Below are 25,515 nucleotides of genomic sequence, written 5' to 3'. Positions count from 1 at the left end.
CGCGGTGCTCACACCCCGGTCGGGCCGACGCCGTCCGGCGCCCACGCCTCGTAGCCGGGCTCGAGCGGGGTCTCGAGGGACTTCATGATGCTGGACAGGCCGTTCCAGACGGCGATCACCCAGACCAGCTCGACGAGCTCGCCGTCGGACTCGAGGTGGGAGCGCAGCTTCGTCACCGTGTCGGCCGAGACGCGGCCCTGCTTGACCATCTCGTCGACCGCGGTCATGACGGTCTTCTCGCCCTCGTCGAAGCCCGCGTAGGAGGCCCCCTCGCGCACGCCCATCACGTTGTCCGGACGGTGTCCGGGGAGCTCCTTGTCGACCGTCGGCGCGTAGTGGTGCGCCCACATGTACTCGCAGCCGCTGACCCAGCCGACCCGCATGATGGCCAGCTCGCGGTAGCGGTTCGCCTCGGGCCGCTTGGCCAGCAGCCCCTTCCAGAGGATCTCGTCGTTGATGTGGTTCTCGACGAGCCCGACGTGCGGGGAGTTGAGCAGCACGCGGTAGAAGTGGATGTTCGCCATCTCGGGGCGCATGCCGATCGCGCCGCCGACCCGGGCGCCCTCCTCGACCGAGAGCATCGGGACCAGACCGGGTGTCACCGCTGACATGAGTCCTCCTCGCGTGGGGTCCCCCCATCCCAGCGAGGACGTCGTTACGGCCGCCATTAACGCCCGGCCGGGTGGTGGGCGGCTCCGCACACTGCGCTCCATGACTCACGGCGCCATGCGGACTCGGCCCCTCGGCACCACCGGCCTGCGGGTCTCCCCGGTCGCCTTCGGCACCTTCGGGCTCGGCGGCGGCTGGGGCACCGTCTCCGACGGCGCGGTCGCGGCCCTGCGGCGGGCGTGGGAGCGCGGGATCACCCTGATCGACACCGCGCACGCCTACGGCTTCGGCGCCGCGGAGCAGGTCGTCGGCCGGGTGCTGGCGACGGAGCTGCGGACCCGGCGGGACGATGTCGTGCTCCTGACGAAGGGCGGCGTGCAGGCCGCGCCCGGCGGGGTGGTGCGCAACTCGGACCCGGGGTTCCTCGACGACGCCCTGACGGCGAGCCTGCGCGCCCTGGGCACCGACCACGTCGACATCCACCTGATCCACTGGCCCGACCCGACCGTGCCGATCGAGCGCGCCGCCGAGGCCACCGCCGGTTTCGTCGAGCGCGGGCTGACCCGCTTCACCGGCGTGTCCAACTTCTCCGTCGCGCAGATGGAGCGGTTCGCCTCGGCCGGGCGGATCGACGTCGTCCAGCTGCCGTACAACCTGCTCCGCCGGGAGATCGAGGCCGAGCAGCTGCCCTGGTGCCGGGAGCGCGGCATCCCGGTGCTGGGGTACCAGCCCTACGCGGGCGGCCTGCTCACCGGTGCGCTGACGCGGGACACCGTGTTCGCGCCGGGCGACTGGCGCAGCCGGGCGGCGGAGTTCCGGGGCGAGAGCTACGCGGCGCTCATGGACGCGGTGGACACGGTGCGCGACATCGCCTCCGAGCTCGGCTGCACGGTGCCGCAGCTCGCGCTGGCCTGGGTGGTGGCGCAGAGATCGATACTGCCGGACGGGATCCTCCCCGTGACCGGAGCGGACCGCCCCGAGCAGGTCGACTCCACCCTCGACGCCCTGGAGCTCCCGCTCGACGCCGGCCGGCTCGCCCGGATCGAGGAGGCCATGCGGGGCGCGCGGGCGGTCAGCGCGGCCGAGCCGCCCCTGCGCTAGCCGGCCCGGCGATCCCGCGCAGGCGGATCGCGCACTTGCGGAGCAGCTCGGCGCGGCCGGCCTCCAGCTCCTCCGCGGCGCCGTGCCCGAGCCGCCGGCGGAGGTCGGCCAGCAGGTCCTCGCCGCTGCGGCCGGACGCCGCGACCAGGTAGGTGTAGCCGAACCGGGCGCGGTACCGCTCCGCGAGGGCCCGCACCTGCGCCACGGTGTCCGGCCCGGACCGGTGCAGCCCCGCCTCCTCGCCCTCCGACAGGACACCCGCGGCGGGATGGTCCCCGGGCGGGCTGCCCAGCGGCGGGTAGAGCGCCAGGACGGTCCGCAGCTCGTCGTCCGCCAGGGCGGTGAGCAGGTCCGCGGCCGCGGTGACCAGCGCGTCGACGTCGGTGAAGGGGCCGAGCGCCGCGAGCCGCGTGCCGAACGCTGGCCAGCGACAGCACCGGGCGAGCGCGGCGGGATCCGGGTCGAGCAGCGCGCCGGGCCTCACGACGCGACGGTGGTGAGGACCGACCGGCAGATCGCCTCCGCCTCGTGCGGCGCCAGCCACCGCGGGTAGCGCTCGATCGCGGCCACGGCGTCGTCGAGGGCGGACCGGACCCGGGTGACCTGCAGGTCGTCCGGGGTGTGGCCGAGGTTGACGGCGAGCTGCCGGGCCATCGCGTCGGTGCTGAGGCTGTCCCACACCCACCGGACGTCCGCGCCGACCGTGTCCGCGTGCAGGCAGCCGGACACCGGCGGGAAGGAGCGCTCCCCGTCGCGCAGACAGCCCAGCACGTCCCCGGGGGTGCTCTTGAGGTAGGCGTACTCGCCGGTCACGGCCTTGAAGCGGGGCCGCGGCACACCCATCTCGCGCATCACGGTGTCCGCCAGCGACTGCAGCTGCTCGGTGCGGATCCCGGTGTCCACCCCGTACAGCACGTCGAGCGCGGTGACGACCTCCTCGAGCGCGGCGAACCCGCAGCGGTAGGACACCCCGTCGACCGAGACGTCCGGGTGCGCGCCGGCGGTGGCGGCGGCGAGCGCGTCCGCCGTGGCCAGCCCGAAGTCGTCGTGGGCGTGCATGGTCAGCGGGACGGGGCGGGGCAGCGCCGCCCGCACCCGCCGGACGAAGACCTTCATGGCCTCCGGGTGCAGGCTCGACGTCGAGTCCATGAGGTCGATCCGCACCGCACCGAGCTCCGCGGCGAGCACCGCCGCGCGCTGCAGCTGGGCGAAGTCGCGCCGCCCGCACTGCGCGAGGATCAGCGTGAACTCCATCCCGGCCGCGGCGGCCCGCTCCACCACCCGCTCGAGCCGCGAGAACTGGATCACCTCGGCCTCGGGCGTCGGCGCGGGCACGATCCCGGGCGAGATCAGGGTGGCGCCTAGCCCGGCGAGCAGGTCCACGACGCCGTCCGGGTCCACGGTGGGCTTCGACGCGCCGTTGTTCACCAGGGTGTCCGCGTACACCGAGGTCCGGAACCCGAACCCGGCTGCGAGCACCTCCCGGACGAGCTCCAGCTCGCGCGGGTTCGGCGCGGAGTCGCCCCACCAGTCCAGGTTGAGGCTCTCCTGCCGGATGCCGACCGCCTCCAGGGCCGCACCGATCCGCAGGAACCCGTCGAGCGAGGTCGTGGCCCCGGCCGTGTACCGGACCTTGCGCAGCGTGCTGTCCAGGAGCACGACCGGATCGGGGAAGTCGAGCCCCTCGGTCGCCGCGGGATCGAAGTTCGTGGGGCTGACCCAGTGGCTGCCGTCGACGAGCGCGCGCCGTTCGGAATTGATCATGATGGCGCCTCTCAGAGCTGGTACAGGCCGCGCGGGAAGGTGGTGAGCCACTCCGCCCCGGTCGCGGTGACCAGGGCCATGTCCCCGGCGCACACGTGGCCGAGCTCGGGGACGGTGAAGTTCGGGTGCACCTCGACGACCATGCCCTCGGCCATCGCGACGCCCGCCGGATCGAGCGTCCTGTCCCTGCGCGCGTTCAGGTCCCGGGCCATGCCGGGCTCCACGTAGTTCAGCCCCAGGCCGTGGCAGGACTGGAAACGGAAGGGATCGGTGTCGCGGGTGAACGGGCAGTGCGCGTCGATCGCGTTCTCGATGGCGTCGCTGACCTCGTGGAGCTTGGCGCCGGGTCGCATCACCGACAGCGCGGCGTCCTGGATGTCGATCAGGATGTCGGCGTACTCGCGCAGCCGGGCCGACGGGGTGCCGCGCACGCCGATCCGCAGGCTCTGCGCGAAGTAGCCCTGGTAGGTCAGGCTGGTCCCGAGCTGGACGCGGTCCTGCGGGCCGATCGCCGGGGCCGTCTCCATCATCTCCATGTAGGTGGTGACGGGCCGCTCGCCGATCGCGAGCCAGGTCGTCGGGGTGCCCGCGCCCCGCTCCCGGCCCGCGTGCTCGACCTCGGCCATCAGCCGGGCGCCGGTCATCCCCGTCGCGACGGACTGCTCCATCGCGGCGGCGACCATCGCGTCGGAGATCTGCGCGCCGATGCGGTGCATCGCGATCTCCGCGGGATCGCGGCGCAGCCGCAGCTCGTCGAGCGCGGGCTCGCCGTCGAGCACGGGACGGCCCTCGACGGCCTCAAGCGCGGCGGCGTACAGCGGGCCCGCCATCTCGCCCCATCCCACGGTGGCGACGGTGCCGGCGCCGGTGATCGCGGCCCGCAGCTCCTCGGGATAGCGGGCCACCTGGCCGGCCCGGACGACGTCGCCGAACCAGCCGGCGCGGGTCTCGAACGCCCGGGTGTCGTGCGGGCCCATGGTGAGCACCCGCGGCCGGCCGTCGAGCGGGACGACCACCATCGCCGGGATCCCGCTGGTCATCCAGCCGGTGAGGTAGCGGACGTACCCCGCGGTCGTGGTGCGGGAGCCGAGGTTCGCCGGGCCGCCGTAGACGGCGAGGACGTCGACGCCGGCGTCGGCCATCCAGCCGCGGACGCGGGCCAGCCGGGCCTCCAGTACGTCCCGGCCGATCTCGGTGGGCAGTTCGAGGGTGGTCATGACACTCCTGCGGGGACGAGCCCGCGCAGGTGCGCGGCGCTCTCGTGGATGTAGGCGTGCGCCTCGGGCACGCCGAAAGGTGTTGCGGCCCAGGCCTCGACGGACGGGATCTCCCCGGCCGCGATCCGCGCCTCGGCGCCGGCGACCAGTGCCGCGTGGGCCTGCCGCTCGTCGGCGGTGACGTCCGGGTGCGCGGCGACGAACGCCGGGTCCGCGGACTCGACGAGCATGTCCAGCGGGGCGCCGGTCCGCGGTTGGTCCGTCTCCATCGAGAGGTTCAGGGCGGGGTTCGCGGCGGCGAGCACCGGCAGGATCGCCGCGAAGTCCACGACCCCGGTGCCGCACGGCCGCATCTGGTACCGCAGCCCGCCCGGTGCGCTGACCAGCACGGCGTCCTTGAGATGGGTCTGCCGCACGTACGGTGCCACCCGCCGCGCCGCGGCGGCCGGGTCCTCCAGGCGCTGCAGCACGTTGGCGGTGTCGAACACGATCCCGGTGACGTCCGGCCCGGTCCCCTCCACGAGCCGCACGACCTCGAACGAGGTGATCTCCTCGTGGGTCTCCAGGTTGAGGTGGAGGCCGTGCCCGCGCGCGATCGGGGCCAGGACCTGCAGGAACGCGCCGATCGCCCGGAGCTGCTCGGCCCAGCTCACGTCCGTGCGGAAGCGGTCGTAAGCGAACCGCCCACGGAACTCGGACTTGTAGTTCGCCGTGCCGATCCACAGCTCGCGGCAGTCGATGGCCGCGGCCGCCTCCATCATCCGGCGGAAGCCCGCCACGATGTCGCCGTTCCCGATCCGGCGCAGCTCCGGGGTCTCGGGCGAGGCGTACGGGTTGACCTTGCCGAGCCCGCACTCCAGGTAGAGGCCCAGCTCGTCGGCCAGCGCGCGGGTCGCGGCCAGCACGCCGGCGTCGAGAGTGGGGCTGATGTCCAGGACGGTCCGGAAGAACACGCCGTCGAGTCCCAGCTCGTGGGCGTGGCGCAGCACCGGCAGGGGCCCGCCCGGGACGGCCCCCGGGATCTTGCGCCCGTCGATCCCCAGCTTCATGCGGCCCTCCCCGGGTCCGGAACCGGCACCGCGTCGAGCAGCGCCCGCGTGTACTCCTCCCGCGGCGCGACCAGCACCTGGTCCGCGGGGCCCTCCTCGACGATCCGGCCGCGGTGCAGGACCGCGACCCGTGCACAGATCTGCCTGACGACGGCCAGGTCGTGCGCCACGAACAGGATCGTCAGCCCGAGACTCTCCTGCATGTCCTGCAACAGGTTCAGGATCTGCGCCTGCACGGAGACGTCCAGTGAGGACACCGGCTCGTCGCACACCAGCAGCCGCGGCTCGACGGCCAGCGCCCGCGCGATCGCGATCCGCTGGCGCTGCCCGCCGGAGAAGGAACGCGGGTAGCGGTCCAGGTCGCGGGCGTCGAGCCCGACGGCCTCCAGCAGCTCGGCCACCCGGTCCCGGCGGCCGCCGCGGTACAGGCCGTGCACGGCCATCCCCTCGGACACGATCTGCTGCACCGTCATCCGGGGGTCCAGGCTCGCCGTCGGGTCCTGGTACACGAGCTGGATCTCCCGGCGCAGCCGGCGGCGGGCGGCCCCCCGGGGCCGGACGACGTCGATGCCGTCGTAGGTCACGAACCCGTCGTCGGGGCGTTGCAGGCCGACGCAGCAGCGCAGCGCGGTGGACTTCCCCGAGCCGGACTCGCCGACCAGCCCGGTGATCTCGCCCTCGGGAACCCGCAGGTACACGTCGTCGAGCGCGGTGACGGGCGGGCGCGCGAAGGACCGGAAGGTCACGTCGACGCCCTTGAGCTCCAGCAACGGATTCGTCACGCGCTCTCCCGGTAGACGTGGCAGGCGACCGAGCCGCCCGTGGCGGTGGGCCGGGGGAGCGGGATCTCCGCCTCGCACACCTCGACGCGGCGGGCGCAGCGCGGCGCGAAGGCGCAGGCCGCCGGGCGGTGCGCCGGATGCGGGGGCGCGCCCGGGACGGTGGTGAGCCGGCGCGGGTGCCGGTCGATCCGCGGCACCGCGGCGAGCAGCCCGGCGGTGTAGGGGTGCGCGGGGGACGCGTAGGTGGCGCCCACCGGGTCCTCGTGCACCTTGCGGCCCGCGTACATCACGGCGACGCGATCGGCGAAGCCCGCGACGATGCCGAGGTCGTGGGTGATCAGCAGGACGGTGAGCCCCCGCTCCCGGGACACGCCGTCGAGCAGGGCGAGGACCTGCTCCTGCACGCGGACGTCGAGGGCGGTGGTGGGCTCGTCGGCGATCAGCAGCTCCGGCTCGGCGGCCAGGGCGATGCCGATGACCACGCGCTGGCGCATGCCGCCGGAGAACTCGTGCGGGTAGGCGCGGATGCGCCTGCGGGCATCGGCGACGCCCAGATCGTCGAGCACCTCCGCGGCCCGGGCCAGCGCCGCGCGACGCGACATCCCCCTCAGGCGCAACGGTTCCGCGACCTGCTCACCGATCGTCATGAGCGGATCGAGCGAGCCCATCGGGTCCTGGAAGACCATGCCGACCAGGTCCCGGCGCACCCGGCGCATGTCCTGTTCGGACTTCTCCAGGAGCTCCTCGCCGGCGAACCGGACCGAGCCGGAGAGCCGTAGACCGGGGTCCAGCCGCAGCAGGGCCCGGGCCGTCACGGACTTGCCGGAGCCGGACTCGCCGACCAGCGCGAGCCGCTCGCCGCGGCGCACGGTCAGGTCGAGGTCCTCCACGAGCCGGGTCTCCCCGGCCGTGATCGAGAGCCGGGAGACCTCCACGAGGGGAGTCACGGGCGTCCCTCCAGATCGGGGCGGAAACGGGTGCGCAGGACGTCGCCGAGCAGGCCGAACGCGATGGCGGTGATCGCGATGGCGAGGCCGGGCGCGAGCGCGGGCCACCAGGCGGTGGAGATGTCGCCCTTGGCCGCGGTCACCGCGGCGCCCCACTCCGCGCTGGGCGGCTGGGCCGCGACGCCGACGAACGACAGCGCGCCGAGGACGAGGATGGTGTTGCCGACGTCGCCCGCCCACTTGACCACCAGCACGTCGAGCGAGTTGGGCAGCACGTGCCGGGTCATCAGCCGGATCCGGGAGACCCCGAGCAGCTCGGCGCTCTCCACGAAGGGCCGGGCGGCGGTCTCCTTCATGATCCCGCGCAGCAGCCGGGCGGTGTAGGGCCAGCCGGTGGCGATCATGGCGATGATCGCGGACGGCAGGCTGGGGCCCAGCGCCGCGGCCACCCCGAGGGCGAAGATGATCGGCGGGATGGCCAGCCCGGCGTCGACGACCCGCATGACGATCTCGTCGACCCAGCGCCCGCCGAGCGTGGCCAGGGTGGCCACCAGGGTGCCGATCACCGAGAAGCCGACGACGATCAGGACGGACGACAGCACCGAGGCCCGGGCGCCGGCGATCACCCGCCACAGCACGTCCCGGCCCTGCTGGTCGGTGCCGAGCCAGTGCGCCGCGCTCGGCGGCTGCAGCGCCGCGAGGATGGTCGAGTCGTTGATCGAGGCGGGCGCGAGCACGGGCCCGAACACGGCCACCAGCACGACCAGTGCCACCAGCGCGTACACGCACCTGTCCATGCCGGGGACCCGCGCGATCCGCCGTCGACCGCGCACGACCCGGCGGCCGAGCGTCACCACGGCGGTCATCGGGCCAGCTCCGCGCTGCGCAGCCGGGGATCTCGGGCCAGCTGGACGAGGTCGACGGCGAAGTTCACCAGGACGACCACGACACCGACCACCAGCACGCCGCTGAGCACGGCGAACGTGTCCTTCTGCTGCACCGCCGTCGTGAGGTAGGAGCCGAGGCCGTTGAGCCCGAACACACCCTCCACCAGCACGGCGGTGGCGACCATCGTGCCGAACTCGATGCCCAGCACCGTCAGCGCCGGGCCGGCCGCGTTGGGCAGGGCGTGGCGGCGCAGCAGCATCCCGGTGGGCATGCCGGTGGCCCGGGCGACGGTGATGTGGTCGCGGCCGAGCACGTCGAGCAGCTCGGCGCGCAGGGCCCGGAACAGCTGACCGGCGAACGGCAGCATGAGCACCAGGGCCGGGAGCAGCAGGTGCTGGAAGGCGTTCCAGGCCGCCGGCACGTTCCCGGCGAGCAGCGAGTCGAGGATCGTCGAGCCGGTGCGGGTGGGCACCGTGATCCCGCGGGAGAGCCGCCCGGAGATCGGCAGGATCCGCCACTGCGTGCCGAGCAGGTACTGCAGCTCCAGCGCGATCCAGAAGGTCGGCAGGGAGCCGGCGGCCAGCCACGCGAGCCGGGTGCCGACGTCGCGGGGCCGGTTCCGGTGCAGGGCCGCGGCGATCGCCGCCGGGACCACGGCGAGCACCATGAGCACCGTCGAGAGCACGACGAGCTCCAGGGTCTGCGGCAGCACGGCGAGGATGTCCGCGCCGACCGAGCGGCCGGTGGCGATGGAGGTGCCGAGATCGCCGTGCAGCAGGGTGCGCAGGTAGTGCCCGAGCTGGACCGGCAGTGGCTGGTCCAGCCCGAGCCGCTCGCGCACCGCGGCGACCTGGTCCGGGGTGGCGGACTCCCCGGCGGCGACGTGGGCCTCGTCGCCGGGGATCGCCTTCGTCATCAGGAAGACGATGACCGCCAGGAAGAACAGCGTGACGACGACGGTGCCGGTCCGGCGGAGCACGAACGTCAGGCCGCCACGGACGGACGCGGCGGACGCGGTGGCGGTCATCATCCCGGCGGTCATGCCACCCGCACCCCCTTGAGCGACAGCGGGTACACGGTCTGGCTGGCGGTGATGCCGGTCAGGCCGGTGCGGTAGCCGACGGGTGCGGTCAGCGTGTACATGCTGACCGAGGGCGCGTCGGCGTTGATCAGGTTCTGGGCCTGCTGGTACATCCCGCAGCGCGCGGCGGTGTCCGTGCTCGTCGCGGCCTGGTCCAGCAGGGCGTCGACCTGCGGGTTCTTGTAGGCCGCCCGGTTGGTCCCGGTGGACTTCGAGTCGTACGCCCTGGTCAGGTACACGCCCGGGTCCGGCAGCGCGGCGGTGTCCTGCAACAGCATCAGCTGCGGGATGGTGGCCGGGTTGCCCAGGGTGGTCAGGTAGTCCGCGAAGGCGATGGGCTGCAGGTCCAGCGTGACGCCGATCTTGCGCAGGTCGGACTGGAAGAGCGTGGCCTCGCGGGCCTGGTCGGTGATCGCCGGCTGGAACCGCATCGTCAGGTGCAGGTCGGTGAGGCCGGCCTGGGCCAGGATCTGCTTGGCCTGGTCCAGGTTCTGGCTGAACGCCGGGGCCGTGGTCAGGCAGGGCATGGTCTGGGGCAGCGGGCCGTTCTCCACGGTGCCCTTGCCGCCGCGGATCTGGTCCAGGCCGCCGGAGTAGTCGTAGGCGAGCTGCAGCGCCTTGCGCACCGCGACGTTCGCCGTCGGGCCGCTGGAGGTGTTCATGAACATGTACGCGCCGTTGGGCACCTTGAGATCCGCCACGGACACGCCGTTCACGCCGTTCAGCGCGGCGGCGTCGGGGGACTGCAGCGCCAGGGCGATGTCGAGGTTGCCGGCCTTGAGCTCGTCGCGCTTCGTGGGGCTCTCGTCGATGCGGCGGAACGTGTACTTGCTGGGGCGCTTCGCGTCGAACGCCCAGTAGCCGGCGAACCGCTGGGCGACGACGTCGCCGGTGCCGGTGGTGATCGCGTAGGGGCCGGAGCCGGCGTCGTGGCTCTGCAGCCAGGTCTGCCCGTTGTCGGTGCCGGCGTTCTTCTCGACCAGCGCCTTCTCGAGGATGTAGAGCTTCGACAGGGTCGCGGGGAACAGGCCGTCCTCGCGGGTCAGGGTGATGGTCAGGTGCGTCGGGTCGGTGACCGTGGTCGAGGCGTAGTCGCTGAGGTAGGAGGCGATCCCGACCCCGACCTTCTTGTACCGGTCGAACGTGTAGGCGACGTCGTCGGCGGTCAGCGTGGACCCGTCGTGGAACGTCACGCCGTCCCGCAGCGTGACCGCGACCGACCTCGCGTCGGGCGCGAGGGTGAACTGCGTGGCGAGGCTGCCGGTGAGCTGGTTGTTCGCGTCGTAGGTGACCAGCGTGTCGTAGGTGGCGTCGACGATCGTGTTGGTCTGGTTGTAGTCGGTGTGGATCGGGTCGAGGGTGTTGAGCGGGTTCGAGTAGGCGACGACGAGCGGGGTGTCGCTCGAGCCGGAGGGACCCGGGCCCTGGGCGTCCTGGGCGGCCGCGCAGCCGGCCAGGGCGACGGCCGCGACGGCCGCGAGGGGGACGAGCCGTGCGAGTGCACGGGTGCGCATCGGAGCTCCTTGAGGGGGCGGTGGAACGGCGACGGGACGAGCGAAGTGCCTAATGTCTACAGACGGCACCGCGTTTCGTGGGTGTCCCGGACGTAACAACCGTGCAAGCCAACCGGTCGAAACCTGCATATCAGAGGGCAAATCGGGCGTTAGTGGTATGCCACTAAGTGTGGCAGGGGCTGGCTTCGGCGAATGTGTAGACAGTAGTCTCGCGTCGTGATCGAGCAGCCGAGCCTCGTCGAGATGGCGACCGCGGAGATCAAGAAGCTCATCGTCGCGGGCAGCCTCGGCCCCGGCGAGCGCATCTACGAGCCCCGCCTCGCGGAGCAGCTGGGGATCAGCCGCCCGCCGCTGCGCGAGGCGCTGCGCGCCCTCGCGGCTCAGGACATCCTCCGCCAGACCCCGCGCCGCGGGTACCACGTCGTCGAGCTGTCCGACGTGGACGTGGACGAGATCTACTCGTTCCGGTCGGTGCTCGAACGGATGGCGCTCGACCTGCTGGTGCCGCGGCTCGCGGAGCTGTCGCTCTCGGACCTGGAGGGGACGGTCAAGGCGATGTGGGCGGCCGCCGACGTCGGCGACGAGGCCGGGGTGGTGATCGCCAACCGGGCCTTCCACGAGGAGCTGGTCGCGCTCGCCGGCCATCGCCGGCTGCTGCGCAGCTACCGCTCGCTGATGGACCAGATGCAGTTCTGCATGTCCCGCAACCTCCGCACCGAGGCGCAGACCGTCGGGGACCTCGCCGCGGGCTGCCGCCGCCACGACCTGCTGGTGGAGGCCCTGCACTCGGGCGACCGGGAGCGGATCGACGCCGCGGTGAAGGCGCACGGGGAGCGGACCTACCTGCCCGCGGACGGGGCCGCCGGATCCGCCGGGGCCGGGGAGGAGCGCTGAGCTCCCGCGCCGGGGCCGGGCTCGCCGCGCCGGCCGCGGGACCGGGGGAGCCCTCGGCCGGGCTGCCGCCCGCGCACCGGATCGCTGAGGCCGTCGCCCGCGGGGAGCTCTCCGCCCGCGCGGTGCTGGACCGCCATCGCGCCGCCGCCGAGGCGCACCCCGGACTGAACTCCCTGGTCGCCGAAGACTGGGAGGGCGCCGCCCGCACGGCGGAGGCGATCGACGCGCGCCGCGCGCGGGGTGAGCCGCTCGGTCCGCTCGCGGGGGTCCCGCTCACCGTGAAGGATGTCGTCGCGGTCGCCGGCCTGCGGCTGACCGCGGGCAGTCGGGCGTTCGCAGGGAACATCGCGACCAGCACCGCACCCGCGGTCGCGCGGCTGCTCGCGGCGGACGCGGTGCTCGTCGGCAAGACCAACTGCCCGGAGTTCGCGTTCGGCGGGACCTGCGCGAACGACCTGTTCGGCACCACCGGCAATCCCCGGTTCCCGGACCGGTCCCCGGGCGGGTCGAGCGGGGGTGAGGCCGCGGCGCTGGCGGCGGGGATCTCGTCGCTCGGGCTGGGGACGGACTTCGGCGGATCGGTGCGCTGGCCCGCCCAGTGCACGGGGATCGTCGCGCTGCGGCCGTCGGTGGGCCGGGTCCCCGCGGCCGGTCAGGTGCCGGGTCTCGGTGGGTCGGTCGCGGCCGAGGGGACCGCGTGGCCGTCCCCGACCTCGATGCAGGGCCGGTTCCAGGTCGTCGGGCCGCTGGCCCGGACGGTGGCGGATCTCGTTCTGGCACTGGACGTCCTCGCCCCCGGTCGGCCGGCCGGCGACGGGCCGCTGCGGGTCGGCTGGTCCGACGGTGCCCTGCTCGGGCCGGTCCGCGCGGAGGTGGCCGCGGCCGTGCGGGCGGCGGCCGAGCGGCTCGCCGGGGGACCCCGCGCGATGCCGGCGGCGTTCGCGGACTGCCTGGGCCCCTACAACGCCCTGCGGGACATCGACCCGATGCACGACCACCTGCTCGCGGTCGCCGGCCGGGAGGACCTCGTGTCCCCGGACTGCCTGCGCACCTTCGCCGCCTCCCTCGGTGCGGACGCCGCGACGCACACCGCCGCCTGGCGCCGCGCGCTCGAGGCGCAGGCGGCGGCCCTCGCCGTCTTCGACGAGGTAGACGTGGTGCTGCTCCCCGTGGCCGGTGGCCCCGCCTGCCTCCCGGACGGCACCGTCGACGTCGACGGCACCCCGGTCGGCGGCTGGGCGCTGATGGCGCACTGCCGGGCCGTCACCCTCCTCGGTGCCCCGGCGGTGTCGGTCCCGGTCGCGACGTCGGCGGAGGGTCTGCCGATCTCCGTCCAGGTGGTCGCGGCCCCGGGTCGTGACGAGGTGGCCCTGCGGGCGGCGGCGCTCCTGGAGCGCGCATGACCCGCTCCGCCGCGGAGATCGCGGCCTCCGTCCGCGGCGGGGCGCTGTCCGCCGTCGAGGTGCTGGCCGCGAGCCGCGCCCGGATCGAGGAGCTCGACGGTGGCCTGCACGCCTTCTGCACCACGGCGTTCGACCGGGCGGCGACGCGCGCGGCCGAGATCGACGCCGACGTGCGGGCCGGGCGCCCGGTGGGTCCGTTGGCGGGTGTCCCCGTGGCCGTCAAGGACCTGATCCCGGTCCGGGGTGTCCGGACCACGTCCGGGTCGCTCGCCTACCGGGATCTCGTGCCGGACGGCGACGACGTGGCGGTCGAGCGGCTCCGGGCGGCGGGCGCCCTCGTCGTCGGGACGACGAACGCGTCCGAGTTCGGGTACGGGCCCCGCGGGGACAATCCGGTGTTCCCGCCGACCGTCCACCCCCGCGACCCCCGCCTCACCCCGGGCGGATCGAGCGCCGGATCCGCGGTCGCCGTCGCGACCGGGATGGTGCCGGTGGCGCTCGGCAGCGACGGCGGCGGTTCGATCCGGATCCCCGCCGCGCTGTGCGGGGTCTACGGGATCAAGCCTGCGATGGGCCGGGTGCCGCTGTACCCCGGCTGCCGCGACGAACGCTTCCCCGGCATGTCGAGCTGGGAGGCCCTCGAGCACATCGGCCCGCTCACCCGCACCGTCGCGGACGCGGCCCTCGTGCTGTCGGTGATCACCGGCCCGGACCCGCGCGACCGGCACTCGATCCCGTGCGGTGACGTCGACTGGTTCGACGACACCCTGCCCGCCGGCCTGCGGATCGGGTACAGCCCCGACCTCGGGCACGCCCGGGTGGACCCGGACGTCCGGACGGTGGTGGACGCGGCGGTGGCGGGTCTCGGGCTCCCGGTCCGGCACGTGGAGCCGGCCTGGCCGGACCTGCGCGCGACGTTCGACGCCCTCGTCGCGCTGGAGACCGACCTCACCGGGATGCGGGCCCTCGGCGAGCGGGTGGCGCTGTCGGCGCCGGTCCGGGCGGTGCTCGACCGGCCGTGGACGGCGGAGGACCTCACCGACGCGGTGCGCGAGCGCAAGGCCGCGGTGAACCGGATGGCCCGGCTGATGACCGAGATCGACGTCCTGCTCACACCCGCGGCGTCGGTCACCGCGTTCGACCGGACCCTGCCCGGGCCGGCGTTGCTCGACGGCCTGCCCGCCGAGCCGGACGAGTGGACGCCGTTCTCCGCGATCGCGAACCTGACCGGGCAGCCCGCCGCGTCCGTCCCGGTGGGGGAGACGCCCGCCGGGCTGCCGGTCGGCCTGCAGGTGATCGGCCCGCATCTCGGGGACCGGGTGGTGCTCGCGCTGTCGCGGTGGATCGAGCGGGCCCGCGGGCGGGACGCCCGATGAGCCCGCCGCCCGCCGCTACCCTTCGCCGGGAGCGGTCGGCACGAGACGAGGAGGGGCCCTTGCCCGGGCACGGTTCGTTGCGCGACGCGGCCTACGCCGAGCTGCGGCGCCGGATCGTGGATCTCGACCTGCGGCCGGGACAGCGGATCGTCGAGCGGGACCTCGCCGCGGAGCTCGCGGTCTCCCGGATCCCGCTGCGCGAGGCGCTGCAGCTCCTGCAGTCCGAGGGGCTGGTCGTCCTCGTGCCCCGCCGGGGTGCGGTCGTGTCGCCCTTCACCGCCGACGACGTCCGTGACCTGTTCGACGTCCGGGAGAGCCTGGAGGTCCTGGCGGCCCGGCTCGCCGCCGAGCGGCACACCGCGGTCGGTCTGACCCGCCTGCGCCGGCACATGGCCGACGCCGAGCGGGCGCTGACCGCGGGCGACGATCCCGCGACCGCCGGGGCCAACGCCGCCTTCCACCGCACGCTGGTGGACATCGCGGCGAACCCGTTGCTCAGCAGCATGATGCGGCCGCTCGAGGCGCGCACCCAGTGGCTGTTCCACCTCACCCGCCAGCGCGACCTCGTGCAGCAGCACGACGAGCACCAGGCCCTCTACGACGCCCTCGCGGCCCGGGACGCGGACGGCGCCGCGGACATCGCCCTCGCCCACGTCGCGTCCGGTCGCGAGATCAGCATCGCGCTGGCGGGGCAGTGGTCGGAGGGGGCGGTCGACCCGGTCGCCGCGACCCGCACCCGCCGCCGGTGAAGGCGCCGCGGCGCGCGTCGTCCTAGTCAGTGGCCGGGGGGCCGTCCGCGGTGGTCCCCACCAGCTGCGCGGCCGGGGCGAGGACCCGCGCCACCCACTCGCCGATCGCCGTCCGGGCGGGCCGGGGATCGTCGGACTGGATGTGGTGCGAACCGCCCTCGTCCGCGGCGAACACGCGCAGCTGCTTGTCCGCGCTGCCGGCCGCCGCGAACGCCCGGTAGGCGTCGCGGACCGGGATCTGCCGGTCCTCCGCCCCGTGGAGCACGAGCAGTGGCTGCCGCAGCCGAGGCCACACGTCGGTCAGGCTCCAGGCGCGGATCCGCTCCAGCGCCTGGTCCACGCCCTCGACACCGAGCACCCACGGCAGCTGGAACCACGGCAGCGACAGCGAGTCGCTGCGGGTGCGCCACCGCTCGGCCCAGATCTCGCCGTAGTCCCACACCGCGCCCCAGGAGACGCAGGCACCGACCCGGGGCTCGAAGGCCGCGGCCCGCACCGCGTGGTAGCCGCCCATGCTGATCCCGAGCACGGCGACCCGGGAGGCGTCCACATCGGACCGGGTCTCGAGGTGGTCCACGATCGCGGACATCACCACCTCGGAGTCCGGCCGCGACGGCACGCCGCGCAGGCGCAGCAGCTCGCCGGTGCCGGGGGTGTCGATGACCAGGCAGGCGATGCCGCGCGCGGCGAACATGTCCCGGACGATCGCGAAGGCGAGCTCCTTGGTCATGTCGATGCCGCCGAACACCACCACGACCGGCGGCGGCTCGGCCGCCCCCGGCACCCGGATCAGGTAGCCGGGCAGCAACCCGTCCGGGGAGTCGACGTGGACGACGTCCAGGGGCAGCGCCCCGACCTCGCGGGCGTCGGCGAAGGCCTGCAGCGCCGCCGCGTAGGCCTCGGACTTGGTGGGCCCGGGAGGCTCGTTGCGCTGGCCGTTGGAGTGGTAGATCGAGGCCCGCAGGTAGCGTTCCGCGGCGCAGGCCGTCCGGCCCGCGAGCACGTCGTCCTCGGCGCGCGACTCCTGCTCGTGGGCCATCGCCGACCAGGCGCGCGCCCAGCTCGCGCGGTCGACGCGGGCCCGGCTCCCGAGCGGGCCGAGCACGCGGTGGATGTCCGCGGGCGATCCGCCGGCCATCACGGCGACGTCGACGGCGGAGGACCACGCGTACTCGCCCGGGAAGTACTCGACCACGCCGCCACCTCGTTCCGCCGCGCCTCGGACCCGTCCGGGCTCGGACCCACCCCGGCGCGCCACCTGCGCGGACGTCGGTACCGGGGCCAGTGCATCCGCCTCGTCGTTACCTTCCGCATTACCCAGGGCCGCCCGGGCGCCGGGACCGCCCGCCACCGGGCACGCGCCCCGGTAATGCAGCCGATAACGCGGGCTCGCGGACGATTTCGGCAGGCCTCGATCCCGACTGGCCTCGATCCGCCCGGCGAAGGAGCCCCTCGATGGACGACCTGGTCATCACCGTCACGTGCGACTCCTCGATGTCCTACCCGACCAACCCGAACATGCCGCCGATCGAGGACACCGAGGCGGTGGGGCAGCAGTACGTCGACGCGGTGAACGCCGGCGCGACGATCTGCCACCACCACGGCGTGCACTACCTCGAGACGGAGATGGCCGAGGACGGCAAGAAGCTCTCGAAGATCGACCTCGACGGCTGGCAGGCCGTGACGGACAAGATCCGCTCGGTCGGCACGAACCCGATCATCCAGTACGGCATCGCGAGCGCCCGGCTGCCCGAGAAGATCGCCCTGATGAAGCAGGGCCCGGACATGATGTCGTACGCGTTCAACGTGCACGACGAGTTCTTCCAGCCCGACCCCAGCGTCCCGCCCAACGAGATGTACTCGCTGCACCCGCGCGACGAGCTCGAGGAGGCCAGCACCGCGGCGCTGGAGCACGGCGTGAAGCTGGAGATCGAGTGCTTCTACTCCGGCGCCTTCTGGAACATGGAGTTCATCCGGGACAAGGCGCTGCTGGAGAACCCGGTGTGGGCCACCCTGTTCTTCGGCTGGCAGGGCGGTGCCTGGACGCCCCCGACCGCCAAGTCGATGATCTACCTGGTCGACCACCTGCCGCCGAACGTCAACTGGAACGTGTCGATCATGGACCCGAAGACCCAGTGGCAGCTGGCTGCCATGGCGATCGGGCTCGGCGGGCACGTGCGCGTGGGCTGGGAGGACAACCCCTACCTGCCCAACGGCGAGCTCTCGAAGCACAACGCCCAGCTCGTCGAGGTGATCGTGAAGATGGCCGAGACGATGGGCCGCCCGATCGCCACGCCCGAGACCGCCCGCAAGATCGTCTTCGGTTCGTAGCGGTCGTGGAGCACTGGGACGTCGTCGTCGTCGGGGCCGGGTCGGCGGGATGCGTGATGGCCAACCGGCTCTCGGCGGGCGGCGCCCGGGTGCTGCTGCTGGAGGCGGGGGAGGACACCCCGCCCGACCGGGTCCCCGCCGACATCGCGGACCTCTATCCGCGCTCGTACTACAACTCGCGGTACATGTGGTCCGGCCTGCGGGCCGACCAGGCCGGTGACGGGACGGGGGCCCGGTCGGGCTTCCCGCAGGCCAGGGTCATGGGCGGCGGCTCCAGCCTGATGGGCATGATCGCCCTGCGCGGGCTGCCCGCCGACTACGACGGCTGGGCGGCCCGCGGCCTGCCGGGCTGGGGCTGGGACGACGTGCTGCCCAGCTTCACGGCGCTGGAGCACGACCGGGACTTCGGCGGCCCGATGCACGGCGACGCGGGCCCCGTCAGCATCCGCCGGCACCTGCCGGAGGACTGGCCGCCCTTCTGCCGCGCCGTCGGGATCGCGGCCGGCACCGCCGGCTTCAAGGAGATCGACGACTTCAACGCCGACGGGGGCGACGGCTACGGCGCGCTGCCGATGAGCAGCACGCTGTCGGGCCGGGTCTCCTCGGCGAGCGCGTTCCTCGATGCCGGCGTGCGGAGCAGACCCGGTCTCGAGGTCCGCTGCCGGACCGAGGTGCTGCGCCTGCACTTCGAGGGCACCCGCTGCGCGGGCGTGGTGGTCGCCGGCGAGCACGGCGAGGAGGTGATCTCCGCGGACACCACCGTGGTGTCCGGGGGCGCGATCTTCTCGCCCACGCTGCTGCTGCGCTCCGGGCTGGGACCGGCGGACGAGCTGCGCCCCTTGGGGATCGACGTCGTCGCGGACCTGCCTGGGGTGGGCGCGAACCTGCAGAACCATCCCGTCGCGTACCTGGCCTGCTTCCTGCGGCCCGAGGGGCGGCAGTCGCCCTCGCTGCGCCCGGGGTTCAACACCGGGCTGCGGTTCACCTCCGGGAAGGTCCCCGGGGTGACGGGCGACCTGCAGATGCTGGTGCTCAACAAGTCCTCGTGGCACGGGCTCGGCAACGCGGTGGCCGGGCTCGGGGTCTGCCTGGTCGCGCCGCAGTCGCGGGGCCGGGTGCGGCTGGTGGACCGCACCGGGATGCCCGAGGTCGACTTCCGGTTCCTCACCGAGGCCGTCGACCGGGAGCGCATGGAGCACGGGTTCGGGGTCGCCGCCGAGCTGATGCGCTCGCCGGAGGTCGGCGCGGTGCGGCACGAGGTCTTCGCCGCGGGCTACTCCCGGGTGGTGCGGAAGCTCAACGAGCCCGGCCGGGCCAACGTCGCCGTCACGAAGGTGCTGGCCGGGCTGCTCGACGGCCCGCGCCCGCTGCGCCGCTCCATGCTGCGCTGGGGGATCGCGTCGGGGTCCCTGCGGGAGTCCCGGCTCACGGACGGGGCCTGGCTGACGTCCACGGCCCGCGCCCGGTCGTTCGGCACCTACCACCCGGCGGGGACGTGCGCGATGGGCCCCGAGAGCGATCCGGCCGCGGTGGTCGACGGCGACGGCCGGGTCCGCGGGGTCGAGGGGCTCCGCGTCGTCGACGCCTCGGTGATGCCCACGGTCCCGCGCGCGAACACCAACCTGCCGGTGCAGATGGTGGCCGAACACCTGGCGCGGCGGATGGTCACCGCCGGACGGTAACGACGCTCGTAACGGGCGTCCCCGACGATCTCGGGGCGATGGCGCCGTCGCCCCCGGGTGGCCGCGCAGCACCGCACTCGCCGGACACCAGGGAAGAGGAGCCGGGGCCCCGTGATTCTGCGGCACAAGGTCCGACCGCCGGGGCTGCCCCGCGGGGCGATCACGCGCAGCCGGCTCGACGACCAGCTCGAACAGCTCCTGGAGCAGCACGAGGTCGTCGCCCTGGTCGCGGCCGCCGGCTCCGGCAAGACGGCCCAGACCTCCCTGTTCGCCGCCTCGTGCGGACGGCCGGTCGCCTGGCTCACCCTCGACGCCCGCGACCGCGGCAGCCGCCGGCTGCTCACCTACCTCGCCGAGACCCTGTCCGGGGTGGCGCCGCAGGCCCGCGCGATCGGCGCCCGGCTGGACTCCGAGGACTCGGTCGAGGAGATCGCCGCCACGCTCGCCGAAGCCATCCCGGACCAGCAGCTGCTCCTCGTCCTCGACGACGGCGAGCACCTGGCCGGCGCCGACGAGGCCCTGGAGGCGCTCGGGGTGTTCCTGGACTACCTGCCCAGCAGCGTCCGGACGATCGTGATGAGCCGCCAGGACCTCGGCGGACCCCTGACCCGGATGACGCTGCACGGCCGGCTCGCCCGCATCGGCGACGACGATCTCGCCCTGCGCGAGAACGAGGCCCGCGCGCTGCTTGCCGCCCACGGCCACGAGATCGACGATCCCGCGCAGCTCGCGGAGCTGATGGCCGCCACCGGGGGCTGGATCGCCGCCGTAGCGTTCGACCTGGCGCCGGGGATGGCGCACGCCGACGCCGAGGAGTCCCTCGCGCACTACCTCAGCCGCGAGGTGCTCGCCCGGCTGCCGGAGGAGGAGCAGGAGTTCCTCATGCGGACCTCGATCGCGGCGGCGGTCGGGGCCCGGATGGCCACCGCGCTCGGCGGCGAGCGCGGCTACCAGCTCTGGCACGCCGTGACCGCCCGCCACCTGCCGGCCAGCAAGGTGGACCGGACGCTCGTGTACCACCCGCGGTTCCGGGAGTTCCTGCGCGCCGAGCTCGACGCGCGGCTGCCCGGCGAGGTCCCCGGTCTCACCGAGGCCTACGCGCGCATGCTCGACGAGCTGGGCGCGCACGAGGAGGCGGTCGACGCCTACCTCGAGGTCGGCCTGACCGATCTCGCGGCCGCGGCCGCGGAGCAGGCCATCGGCGCGGTGTACGGGCGCGCCGACTGGGCGGTGCTGGAGCGCTGGCTGGAGCGGCTAGGGCTCGAGCAGATCGCGCGCCGGCCGGCCCTGCAGGGCGCGTCCATCCGGGCCCTCTACGGCTCCCGGAAGATCCCCGAGTGCCTCGACCTGATCCGCCGGCTGCACGTCGAGGGCCGGTTGAGCGAGGTGGCGAAGGAGGACCCCGGCAGCGTCGCGTTCGTCGGGTACACCATGCAGTGGTACCCCCGGGAGGCCCTGGAGCTGATCCGGCACTACGAGGGCGACTACCGCGCCGAGACCGTCCGCTTCGAGCTGGAGGCCGCGTCCGGTCGCGATCCCGTGTCGCCGCCGCCCGGCGTCGAGTGGACCGACAGCGAGCGGATGTTCACCTGGGGCCTGCTCGTGCAGGGCCGCCTGCACCAGATGCTGCAGCTGCTGCCCGCCGCCCTCGAATGGCCGCCGCGGTCGACGCTGCGGACCCCGCACCCGTTGATGGCCCTGGTGTGGCGCGGCGAGCTGGACCGGGTCCGGCGGCTGTTCGACGAGGTGCCCGAGGCCGTGCGGCGGGGATCGCACCGCGACCTCTGGTACTTCTACGAGTCCTGGCTGCTCTGGGGCGAGGGCGATCTGGAACGCGCGCTGTGGGCCGCCGAGGCCGCCGTCGACATCAGCCGCAAGACCCGCTTCGGCTGGGAGCCCTGCTTCGAGGTGGCCGTCGGGTACATGCAGCTGGGTCTGCAGCGCCACGACGACGCCCGCGTCACCCTGGCCGACGCGCTCAGCCGCTCCGCCGCCAGCGGGAACCGGTGCTACGTCGAGTGGGCGCAGGCCTTCCAGGGCCTCGCGTTCCTGTCGATCGACCGCACCGAGGACGCCGCGCGCGTGCTGCGCAGCGCGGTGACCGGCATGAGCCGGGCGCGGCGGCTGCTCATGCTGCCCTTCGCGGCGGCCTACCTCGCCGAGGCCGAGGCGCGGCTGGGCAACATGACCGCGGCCGACGAGGCGGCGCAGGCCGCGCTCGGCAGCTCGGCCGATCTCGGCACCACCTTCGTCCTGCAGCGGGCCCTGCAGGACGTGCCCGGCGTGCTGGCCCGCCAGCTGGACACGGCCGCGGACACCACTCCCTGGCGTCGCCTGCTGGGCCACGACCGGGGCACGGAGCCGCGCGGTGCGGGTACGCGACGCCGCTCGGACTCGGCGGTGGTGCCCGTCGACGTCCAGACGTTCGGGTCCAACGGCGACATCCTGATCGACGGGGCGCCGTGCGGGGTGCGGCGCACCAAGCTGCTGGAGCTGGCGGCCTACGTGACCCTGCACCCCGAGGGTGTCGACCGGCAGCGGCTGCAGGACCGGATCTTCCCCGAGACCGACCCGCGCCGCGGCGGGAACTACTTCCGCCAGGTCGTGCACAAGCTGCGCCGGGCGACCGGGTTCAGCCTGGCGCGCACTGCCGACGGCCTGGTCCGCTGGCCCGACGAGGTCCGGGTGGACAGCACCGACCTGCGGTTCCAGCGCCTGCTCGGCGAGGCCGGCCGGCTGCCCGACGACGAGCGCCTCGACAAGCTCGAGGACCTCCTCGCCCTGGCCATCGGCCCGTACCTGGTGGACAGCGACCTGGAGTGGGCCGAGCAGCGGCGCCACGAGCTGGAGATCCGCGTGGTCGAGGCGGCGGTGGACGCGGCCGGGCTGGGCCTGCGGATCGGCCGTCCAGAGCGTGCCCGCGCGGCAGCCACCCTCGCGATCGCCCGCGATCCCTACTGCGAGGAGGCCTACCGCGTGCGCATGCAGGTGGAGGCGCAGCTGAACTCGCCCCACGCCGTGCTGGGCGAGTTCCAGCGCCTCGTCGCCGCGCTGGGGGAGATCGGGGTCGAACCGGCCCCGACCACCCGCCGGCTGCTGGCCGAGCTACGCGCGACCTGAGACGCTGCCGCCCAACTTGGACGCCAGCCAGTCCGTGATGAACGGGACCGCGATCGACAGGTTGTCGATGTGGCAGTGCTGCGCGCCGCCCTCCTCGTTCGAGAAGACCCGGATGGTCTTGTCCTCCGAGCCGCAGGCCTCGAACATCGCGTGCGCGTCCGCGACCGGGACCTGCTGGTCGTCCTCGCCGTGGACCAGGAGGAACGGGCAGCGCATCTGCTGGATCACGCCGTCGAGCCGGAAGCCCTCCAGCACGCCCAGCGCCTCGTCGGTGGACGTGGTGCCCGTGGACCACACCAGGTGCGCGCCGGGGACCGGGAGCTGCTTGGCGAAGGCCGCCTCGATCCGCTCGCGCCAGATCCGGTGGTAGTCCCAGATCGCGCCCCAGGACACGCAGGCCTTGAGCCGGTGCTCCATGCTCGCCGAGCGGGCGGCGTAGTAGCCGCCGAGGCTCAGCGCCATCACGCCGATCCGGTCGGAGTCCACATCGGACCGGCTCTCCAGCCAGTCCAGCGCGGCGGAGGCGGCGACCTCGTAGTCGTGGCGAAGGGGGATGTCCCGGAACCGGATCGCCTCACCGACGCCCGGGCTGTCGAGTGCGAGCACCGAGATCCCGCGCGCCAGCAGCTCCTCGGTCGCGAGGTACCAGTTCATCTCCTTGTTGCCGTCGAACCCGTTCATGAAGATCACGACGGGTGCGGGGTGCTCGGCCGCGCCCGGCGCGGGCACGAAGAAGGCCGGGAGGGACGAGCCCTCGTAGGCGATGTCGACGTGCTCGACCCGGACCCGCGGGTCCAGGTCGGTGGCCCGCCGGAAGCACTCGACGACCTGGCGGTAGGTCGCGCTCGACTCCTCGTCCTTCGGGAAGTAGAAGCGCTCCGCGGCGAAGTAGTAGTTGCTGGCCCGCTTGTACGCGGCGGACGCGGACAGCGCGCGCCCCTCGGACTCGGCCTTGCCGGCGATGGCGAGGACCTGGTCGCCCATCGCCTTCCACTCGGCGTACCAGCGCATGTTGTCACCGGTGTCGCCCTCCAGGGCGCGGATCACCCGGTCGACCTCGCCGGGGTCGCTGCCGCCCGCCCGCGCGAGCGACATCTCCATCGCGGCGTTGAAGGACCAGAGGTAGTTGTCGGGGAAGAACGTGAGCCAGGGGGCGTTCCTGATCGCGTCGACCATCTGCTCCTCCAAGGAGATCCGGGGGATCCAGGCTGGCCGCCGCGCAGTTACGGCGGACCCGCCCCGACCAGCGGTAATGACCCTCGTAACGAGGAGCGGGGCGAATGGGCGGGAGGTCGAAACCGAAGGAGTCCCCCATGCGCGTGGCCACTGTGGCCGGTCGGCTGTCCCTCGTCCGCGACGGCCGGGTGACCGACGTCGAGAAGGCGAGCGACGGCCTGTTCGGCCACGATCCCCAGGCGGTGTACGAGCGGTGGTCCGAGTTCCGGGCGTGGGCCGCCACCGCCACGCTCACACCCGACGCTGATCTCGACGCCCCGGTGCTCGACGTCTCCCTGCTCGGGCCGCCCACACCGGCACCGCGGCAGGTGTTCGCGGTCGGGCTGAACTACGCCGACCACGCCGCGGAGACCGGGTTCGCCCTGGCCGAGACGGAGCCGCCGATCTTCACCAAGTTCCCGTCGTGCGTCACCGGGCCGTACGGCACGGTCGCGCTCCCGCCCGGCGGGCACACGGACTGGGAGGTGGAGCTCGTCGTCGTCATCGGGAAGGCGGCGCACCACATCTCGCCCGAGGACGCGCTCGACCACGTCGCCGGCTACACCGTGGGCCAGGACCTCTCGGAACGGACGCTCCAGCTGGCGTCGGCGCCGCCGCAGTTCAGCCTCGGCAAGTCCTTCCCCGGGTTCGCCCCGATGGGGCCGTGGCTGGTCACCCTCGACGAGCTCGCCGATCCGCTCGATCTCGGCCTCGAGTGCCTGGTCAACGGCGAGACCGTCCAGAGCGCCCGCACCAGCGCGCAGATCTTCCCGGTGCGGGAGCTGCTCGCGCGGCTGTCGCGGACGGTCACCCTGCTCCCGGGCGACGTGGTGTTCACCGGGACCCCGGCCGGCGTGGCACTGGGCCGGGACCCGCAGTGCTGGCTCCGGCCGGGGGACCGGCTGACCAGCCGGATCGAGGGGATCGGGGAGATGGAGCAGGTGTTCGCCTAGGTCAGGATGGCGTGGGTCCGGAGGAACGCGAGCAGGTGCTCGGTGTACGCCTCCGGATCCCGCAGCATGAGGTGCGAGCCGCTGCCCTCGATCATGTCGAGGGTGGCGTTCTCGTTCCACTCCACTGCGTCGTAGTCGACGCCGGAGAAGCAGTCCTCGGGGGTGTTGAGCAGCAGGATCGGGTTCGGGAAGGACTCGAACACCGAGCGCAGCTCGTACCCCTCCTCCGACGGACCGGGCCAGGGCAGCCGGTTGGGCACCATCTTGTCCATCGAGGACGTCAGGTAGATGTGCTGCAGCCAGGCGTTCTTCTCGGTCGGCGGGTTCTGGCTGGGGAACAGGTGGTAGTAGCGGGCCCGCGCCTTGTCCCACTCCGAGCCGTCGGCGTCCGGTTCGAGCAGCAGGTGCGGGGCGTTGAGCGAGGTCGCGATGGCCGGCGTGACCGGACCCATCCCCGAGAGCACGAGCGCCGGGAAGGCGTCCGCGCCGCGCTGGCGGGACATCTCCAGGGCCAGCCGGGCACCGGTGTGCAGCCCGCCCAGCGTCGGCTGCGTGATGTCCAGCGCGTCGAGCGCCTCCAGCAGCCAGCCGGCCAGCTGGACGTGCGAGGGCAGCGTCGGCCCGTCGGACTGGCCGACCCCCGGCGCGTCGAACGCCCAGGCCTGCACGTGTCGCCCGAGCAGCGGCAGCGCGTCCATGTAGAGGTTGGACGAGAAGTTGGCGCAGTGCAGGAGCACCACGTGCGGCCCGGAGTCCCCCTCCCGCCGGTAGTGGACCTGGCCGATGCTCGTGTCCACGTAGCCCCTCATACCCGCTCCTTCGCGTCGCCGGACTCTCTCC

22 protein-coding genes and 1 pseudogene are annotated in these 25,515 nt (G+C 73.7%); 9 read left to right on the top strand and 14 right to left on the bottom strand.

Annotation, left to right across the window (positions count from 1 at the left end; all coding sequences use genetic code 11):
* Positions 1 to 8: 8 nt before the first annotated feature.
* Positions 9 to 611: a carboxymuconolactone decarboxylase family protein gene (locus ABD324_RS16295; RefSeq protein WP_344417446.1), complete on the bottom strand. Its 603-nt coding sequence runs from the start codon at positions 609 to 611 to the stop codon at positions 9 to 11.
* 115 nt (positions 612 to 726) lie between these two features.
* On the opposite strand from ABD324_RS16295, the gene ABD324_RS16290 reads away from it, so the two are divergent.
* Positions 727 to 1,710: an aldo/keto reductase gene (locus ABD324_RS16290; protein WP_344417444.1), complete on the top strand. Its 984-nt coding sequence runs from the start codon at positions 727 to 729 to the stop codon at positions 1,708 to 1,710.
* Here ABD324_RS16290 and ABD324_RS16285 read toward each other — a convergent pair.
* The 10 genes and pseudogenes from ABD324_RS16285 to ABD324_RS16245 form a co-directional block, all read right to left on the bottom strand.
* On the bottom strand, positions 1,682 to 2,194 hold the full coding sequence (locus tag ABD324_RS16285) for a 2-oxo-4-hydroxy-4-carboxy-5-ureidoimidazoline decarboxylase (protein ID WP_344417442.1): 513 nt from the start codon (positions 2,192 to 2,194) through the stop codon (positions 1,682 to 1,684). The two genes, ABD324_RS16290 and ABD324_RS16285, sit on opposite strands and share 29 nt — an antisense overlap.
* Positions 2,191 to 3,474 carry a hypothetical protein gene (locus ABD324_RS16280; RefSeq protein WP_344417440.1) on the bottom strand — a complete coding sequence of 428 codons (1,284 nt, stop codon included), beginning with the start codon at positions 3,472 to 3,474 and terminating at the stop codon, positions 2,191 to 2,193. Before ABD324_RS16280 ends, ABD324_RS16285 begins: the two co-directional genes overlap by 4 nt.
* 11 nt (positions 3,475 to 3,485) lie before the next feature.
* A complete protein-coding gene (locus ABD324_RS16275) occupies positions 3,486 to 4,691 on the bottom strand; it encodes a M24 family metallopeptidase (RefSeq protein ID WP_344417438.1) in 1,206 nt (401 codons plus the stop codon).
* Positions 4,688 to 5,740 carry a sugar phosphate isomerase/epimerase family protein gene (locus ABD324_RS16270; RefSeq protein ID WP_344417436.1) on the bottom strand — a complete coding sequence of 351 codons (1,053 nt, stop codon included), beginning with the start codon at positions 5,738 to 5,740 and terminating at the stop codon, positions 4,688 to 4,690. The genes ABD324_RS16275 and ABD324_RS16270 overlap by 4 nt, the downstream gene beginning before the upstream one ends.
* On the bottom strand, positions 5,737 to 6,522 hold the full coding sequence (locus tag ABD324_RS16265; RefSeq protein ID WP_344417434.1) for an ABC transporter ATP-binding protein: 786 nt from the start codon (positions 6,520 to 6,522) through the stop codon (positions 5,737 to 5,739). The genes ABD324_RS16270 and ABD324_RS16265 overlap by 4 nt, the downstream gene beginning before the upstream one ends.
* The gene (locus ABD324_RS37285) at positions 6,519 to 6,809 is read right to left on the bottom strand and encodes an oligopeptide/dipeptide ABC transporter ATP-binding protein (protein ID WP_425565864.1); all 291 of its coding nucleotides are present in this window, start codon (positions 6,807 to 6,809) and stop codon (positions 6,519 to 6,521) included. The genes ABD324_RS16265 and ABD324_RS37285 overlap by 4 nt, the downstream gene beginning before the upstream one ends.
* Positions 6,810 to 6,932: 123 nt before the next feature.
* Positions 6,933 to 7,412, bottom strand: a pseudogene (locus ABD324_RS37280) (ATP-binding cassette domain-containing protein); the annotation flags it as partial.
* 53 nt (positions 7,413 to 7,465) lie between these two features.
* Positions 7,466 to 8,335: an ABC transporter permease gene (locus ABD324_RS16255; RefSeq protein ID WP_344417430.1), complete on the bottom strand. Its 870-nt coding sequence runs from the start codon at positions 8,333 to 8,335 to the stop codon at positions 7,466 to 7,468.
* Positions 8,332 to 9,399 carry an ABC transporter permease gene (locus tag ABD324_RS16250; protein ID WP_344417428.1) on the bottom strand — a complete coding sequence of 356 codons (1,068 nt, stop codon included), beginning with the start codon at positions 9,397 to 9,399 and terminating at the stop codon, positions 8,332 to 8,334. Before ABD324_RS16250 ends, ABD324_RS16255 begins: the two co-directional genes overlap by 4 nt.
* Positions 9,396 to 10,952, bottom strand: coding sequence for an ABC transporter substrate-binding protein (locus tag ABD324_RS16245; RefSeq protein WP_344417426.1), 1,557 nt, complete (start codon positions 10,950 to 10,952; stop codon positions 9,396 to 9,398). The genes ABD324_RS16250 and ABD324_RS16245 overlap by 4 nt, the downstream gene beginning before the upstream one ends.
* Before the next feature lie 216 nt (positions 10,953 to 11,168).
* On the opposite strand from ABD324_RS16245, the gene ABD324_RS16240 reads away from it, so the two are divergent.
* From ABD324_RS16240 to ABD324_RS16225, 4 genes are all read left to right on the top strand, one after another.
* A complete protein-coding gene (locus ABD324_RS16240; RefSeq protein WP_344417424.1) occupies positions 11,169 to 11,846 on the top strand; it encodes a GntR family transcriptional regulator in 678 nt (225 codons plus the stop codon).
* A 122-nt stretch (positions 11,847 to 11,968) separates the two neighbouring features.
* Positions 11,969 to 13,249 (top strand): amidase, encoded by a 1,281-nt coding sequence (locus tag ABD324_RS16235; protein ID WP_344417422.1) that lies wholly within the window; start codon positions 11,969 to 11,971, stop codon positions 13,247 to 13,249.
* Positions 13,246 to 14,625 carry an amidase gene (locus ABD324_RS16230; RefSeq protein ID WP_344417420.1) on the top strand — a complete coding sequence of 460 codons (1,380 nt, stop codon included), beginning with the start codon at positions 13,246 to 13,248 and terminating at the stop codon, positions 14,623 to 14,625. Before ABD324_RS16235 ends, ABD324_RS16230 begins: the two co-directional genes overlap by 4 nt.
* Before the next feature lie 59 nt (positions 14,626 to 14,684).
* Entirely contained in the window at positions 14,685 to 15,374 is a 690-nt protein-coding gene (locus tag ABD324_RS16225; RefSeq protein WP_344417418.1) for a GntR family transcriptional regulator, read from the top strand.
* Between the two features lie 22 nt (positions 15,375 to 15,396).
* On the opposite strand, the gene ABD324_RS16220 is transcribed toward ABD324_RS16225, so the two are convergent.
* Positions 15,397 to 16,569 (bottom strand): alpha/beta hydrolase family protein, encoded by a 1,173-nt coding sequence (locus ABD324_RS16220; RefSeq protein ID WP_344417416.1) that lies wholly within the window; start codon positions 16,567 to 16,569, stop codon positions 15,397 to 15,399.
* Positions 16,570 to 16,829: 260 nt separating this feature from the next.
* Between ABD324_RS16220 and ABD324_RS16215 the strand changes: the two genes are divergently transcribed.
* The 3 genes from ABD324_RS16215 (at position 16,830) to ABD324_RS16205 (ending at position 22,507) form a co-directional block, all read left to right on the top strand.
* Positions 16,830 to 17,705, top strand: coding sequence for a beta-keto acid cleavage family enzyme (locus ABD324_RS16215; RefSeq protein WP_344417414.1), 876 nt, complete (start codon positions 16,830 to 16,832; stop codon positions 17,703 to 17,705).
* Positions 17,706 to 17,710: 5 nt separating this feature from the next.
* The gene (locus ABD324_RS16210; protein ID WP_344417412.1) at positions 17,711 to 19,387 is read left to right on the top strand and encodes a GMC family oxidoreductase; all 1,677 of its coding nucleotides are present in this window, start codon (positions 17,711 to 17,713) and stop codon (positions 19,385 to 19,387) included.
* A 111-nt stretch (positions 19,388 to 19,498) separates the two neighbouring features.
* Entirely contained in the window at positions 19,499 to 22,507 is a 3,009-nt protein-coding gene (locus tag ABD324_RS16205) for an AfsR/SARP family transcriptional regulator (protein ID WP_344417410.1), read from the top strand.
* On the opposite strand, the gene ABD324_RS16200 is transcribed toward ABD324_RS16205, so the two are convergent.
* Positions 22,493 to 23,683, bottom strand: a complete 1,191-nt coding sequence (locus ABD324_RS16200; RefSeq protein WP_344417407.1) for an alpha/beta hydrolase family protein — start codon at positions 23,681 to 23,683, stop codon at positions 22,493 to 22,495. The genes ABD324_RS16205 and ABD324_RS16200 overlap by 15 nt on opposite strands.
* Before the next feature lie 137 nt (positions 23,684 to 23,820).
* On the opposite strand from ABD324_RS16200, the gene ABD324_RS16195 reads away from it, so the two are divergent.
* Positions 23,821 to 24,675: a fumarylacetoacetate hydrolase family protein gene (locus ABD324_RS16195; RefSeq protein WP_344417405.1), complete on the top strand. Its 855-nt coding sequence runs from the start codon at positions 23,821 to 23,823 to the stop codon at positions 24,673 to 24,675.
* Here the strand turns inward: ABD324_RS16195 and ABD324_RS16190 are convergent.
* A complete protein-coding gene (locus ABD324_RS16190) occupies positions 24,672 to 25,484 on the bottom strand; it encodes an alpha/beta fold hydrolase (protein WP_344417403.1) in 813 nt (270 codons plus the stop codon). The genes ABD324_RS16195 and ABD324_RS16190 overlap by 4 nt on opposite strands.
* Between the last annotated feature and the right edge of the window lie 31 nt (positions 25,485 to 25,515).

This window comes from Pseudonocardia ailaonensis (genome assembly GCF_039531635.1).
Lineage (GTDB): Bacteria > Actinomycetota > Actinomycetes > Mycobacteriales > Pseudonocardiaceae > Pseudonocardia > Pseudonocardia ailaonensis.
This window is presented reverse-complemented; position numbering and strand designations above follow the sequence as displayed.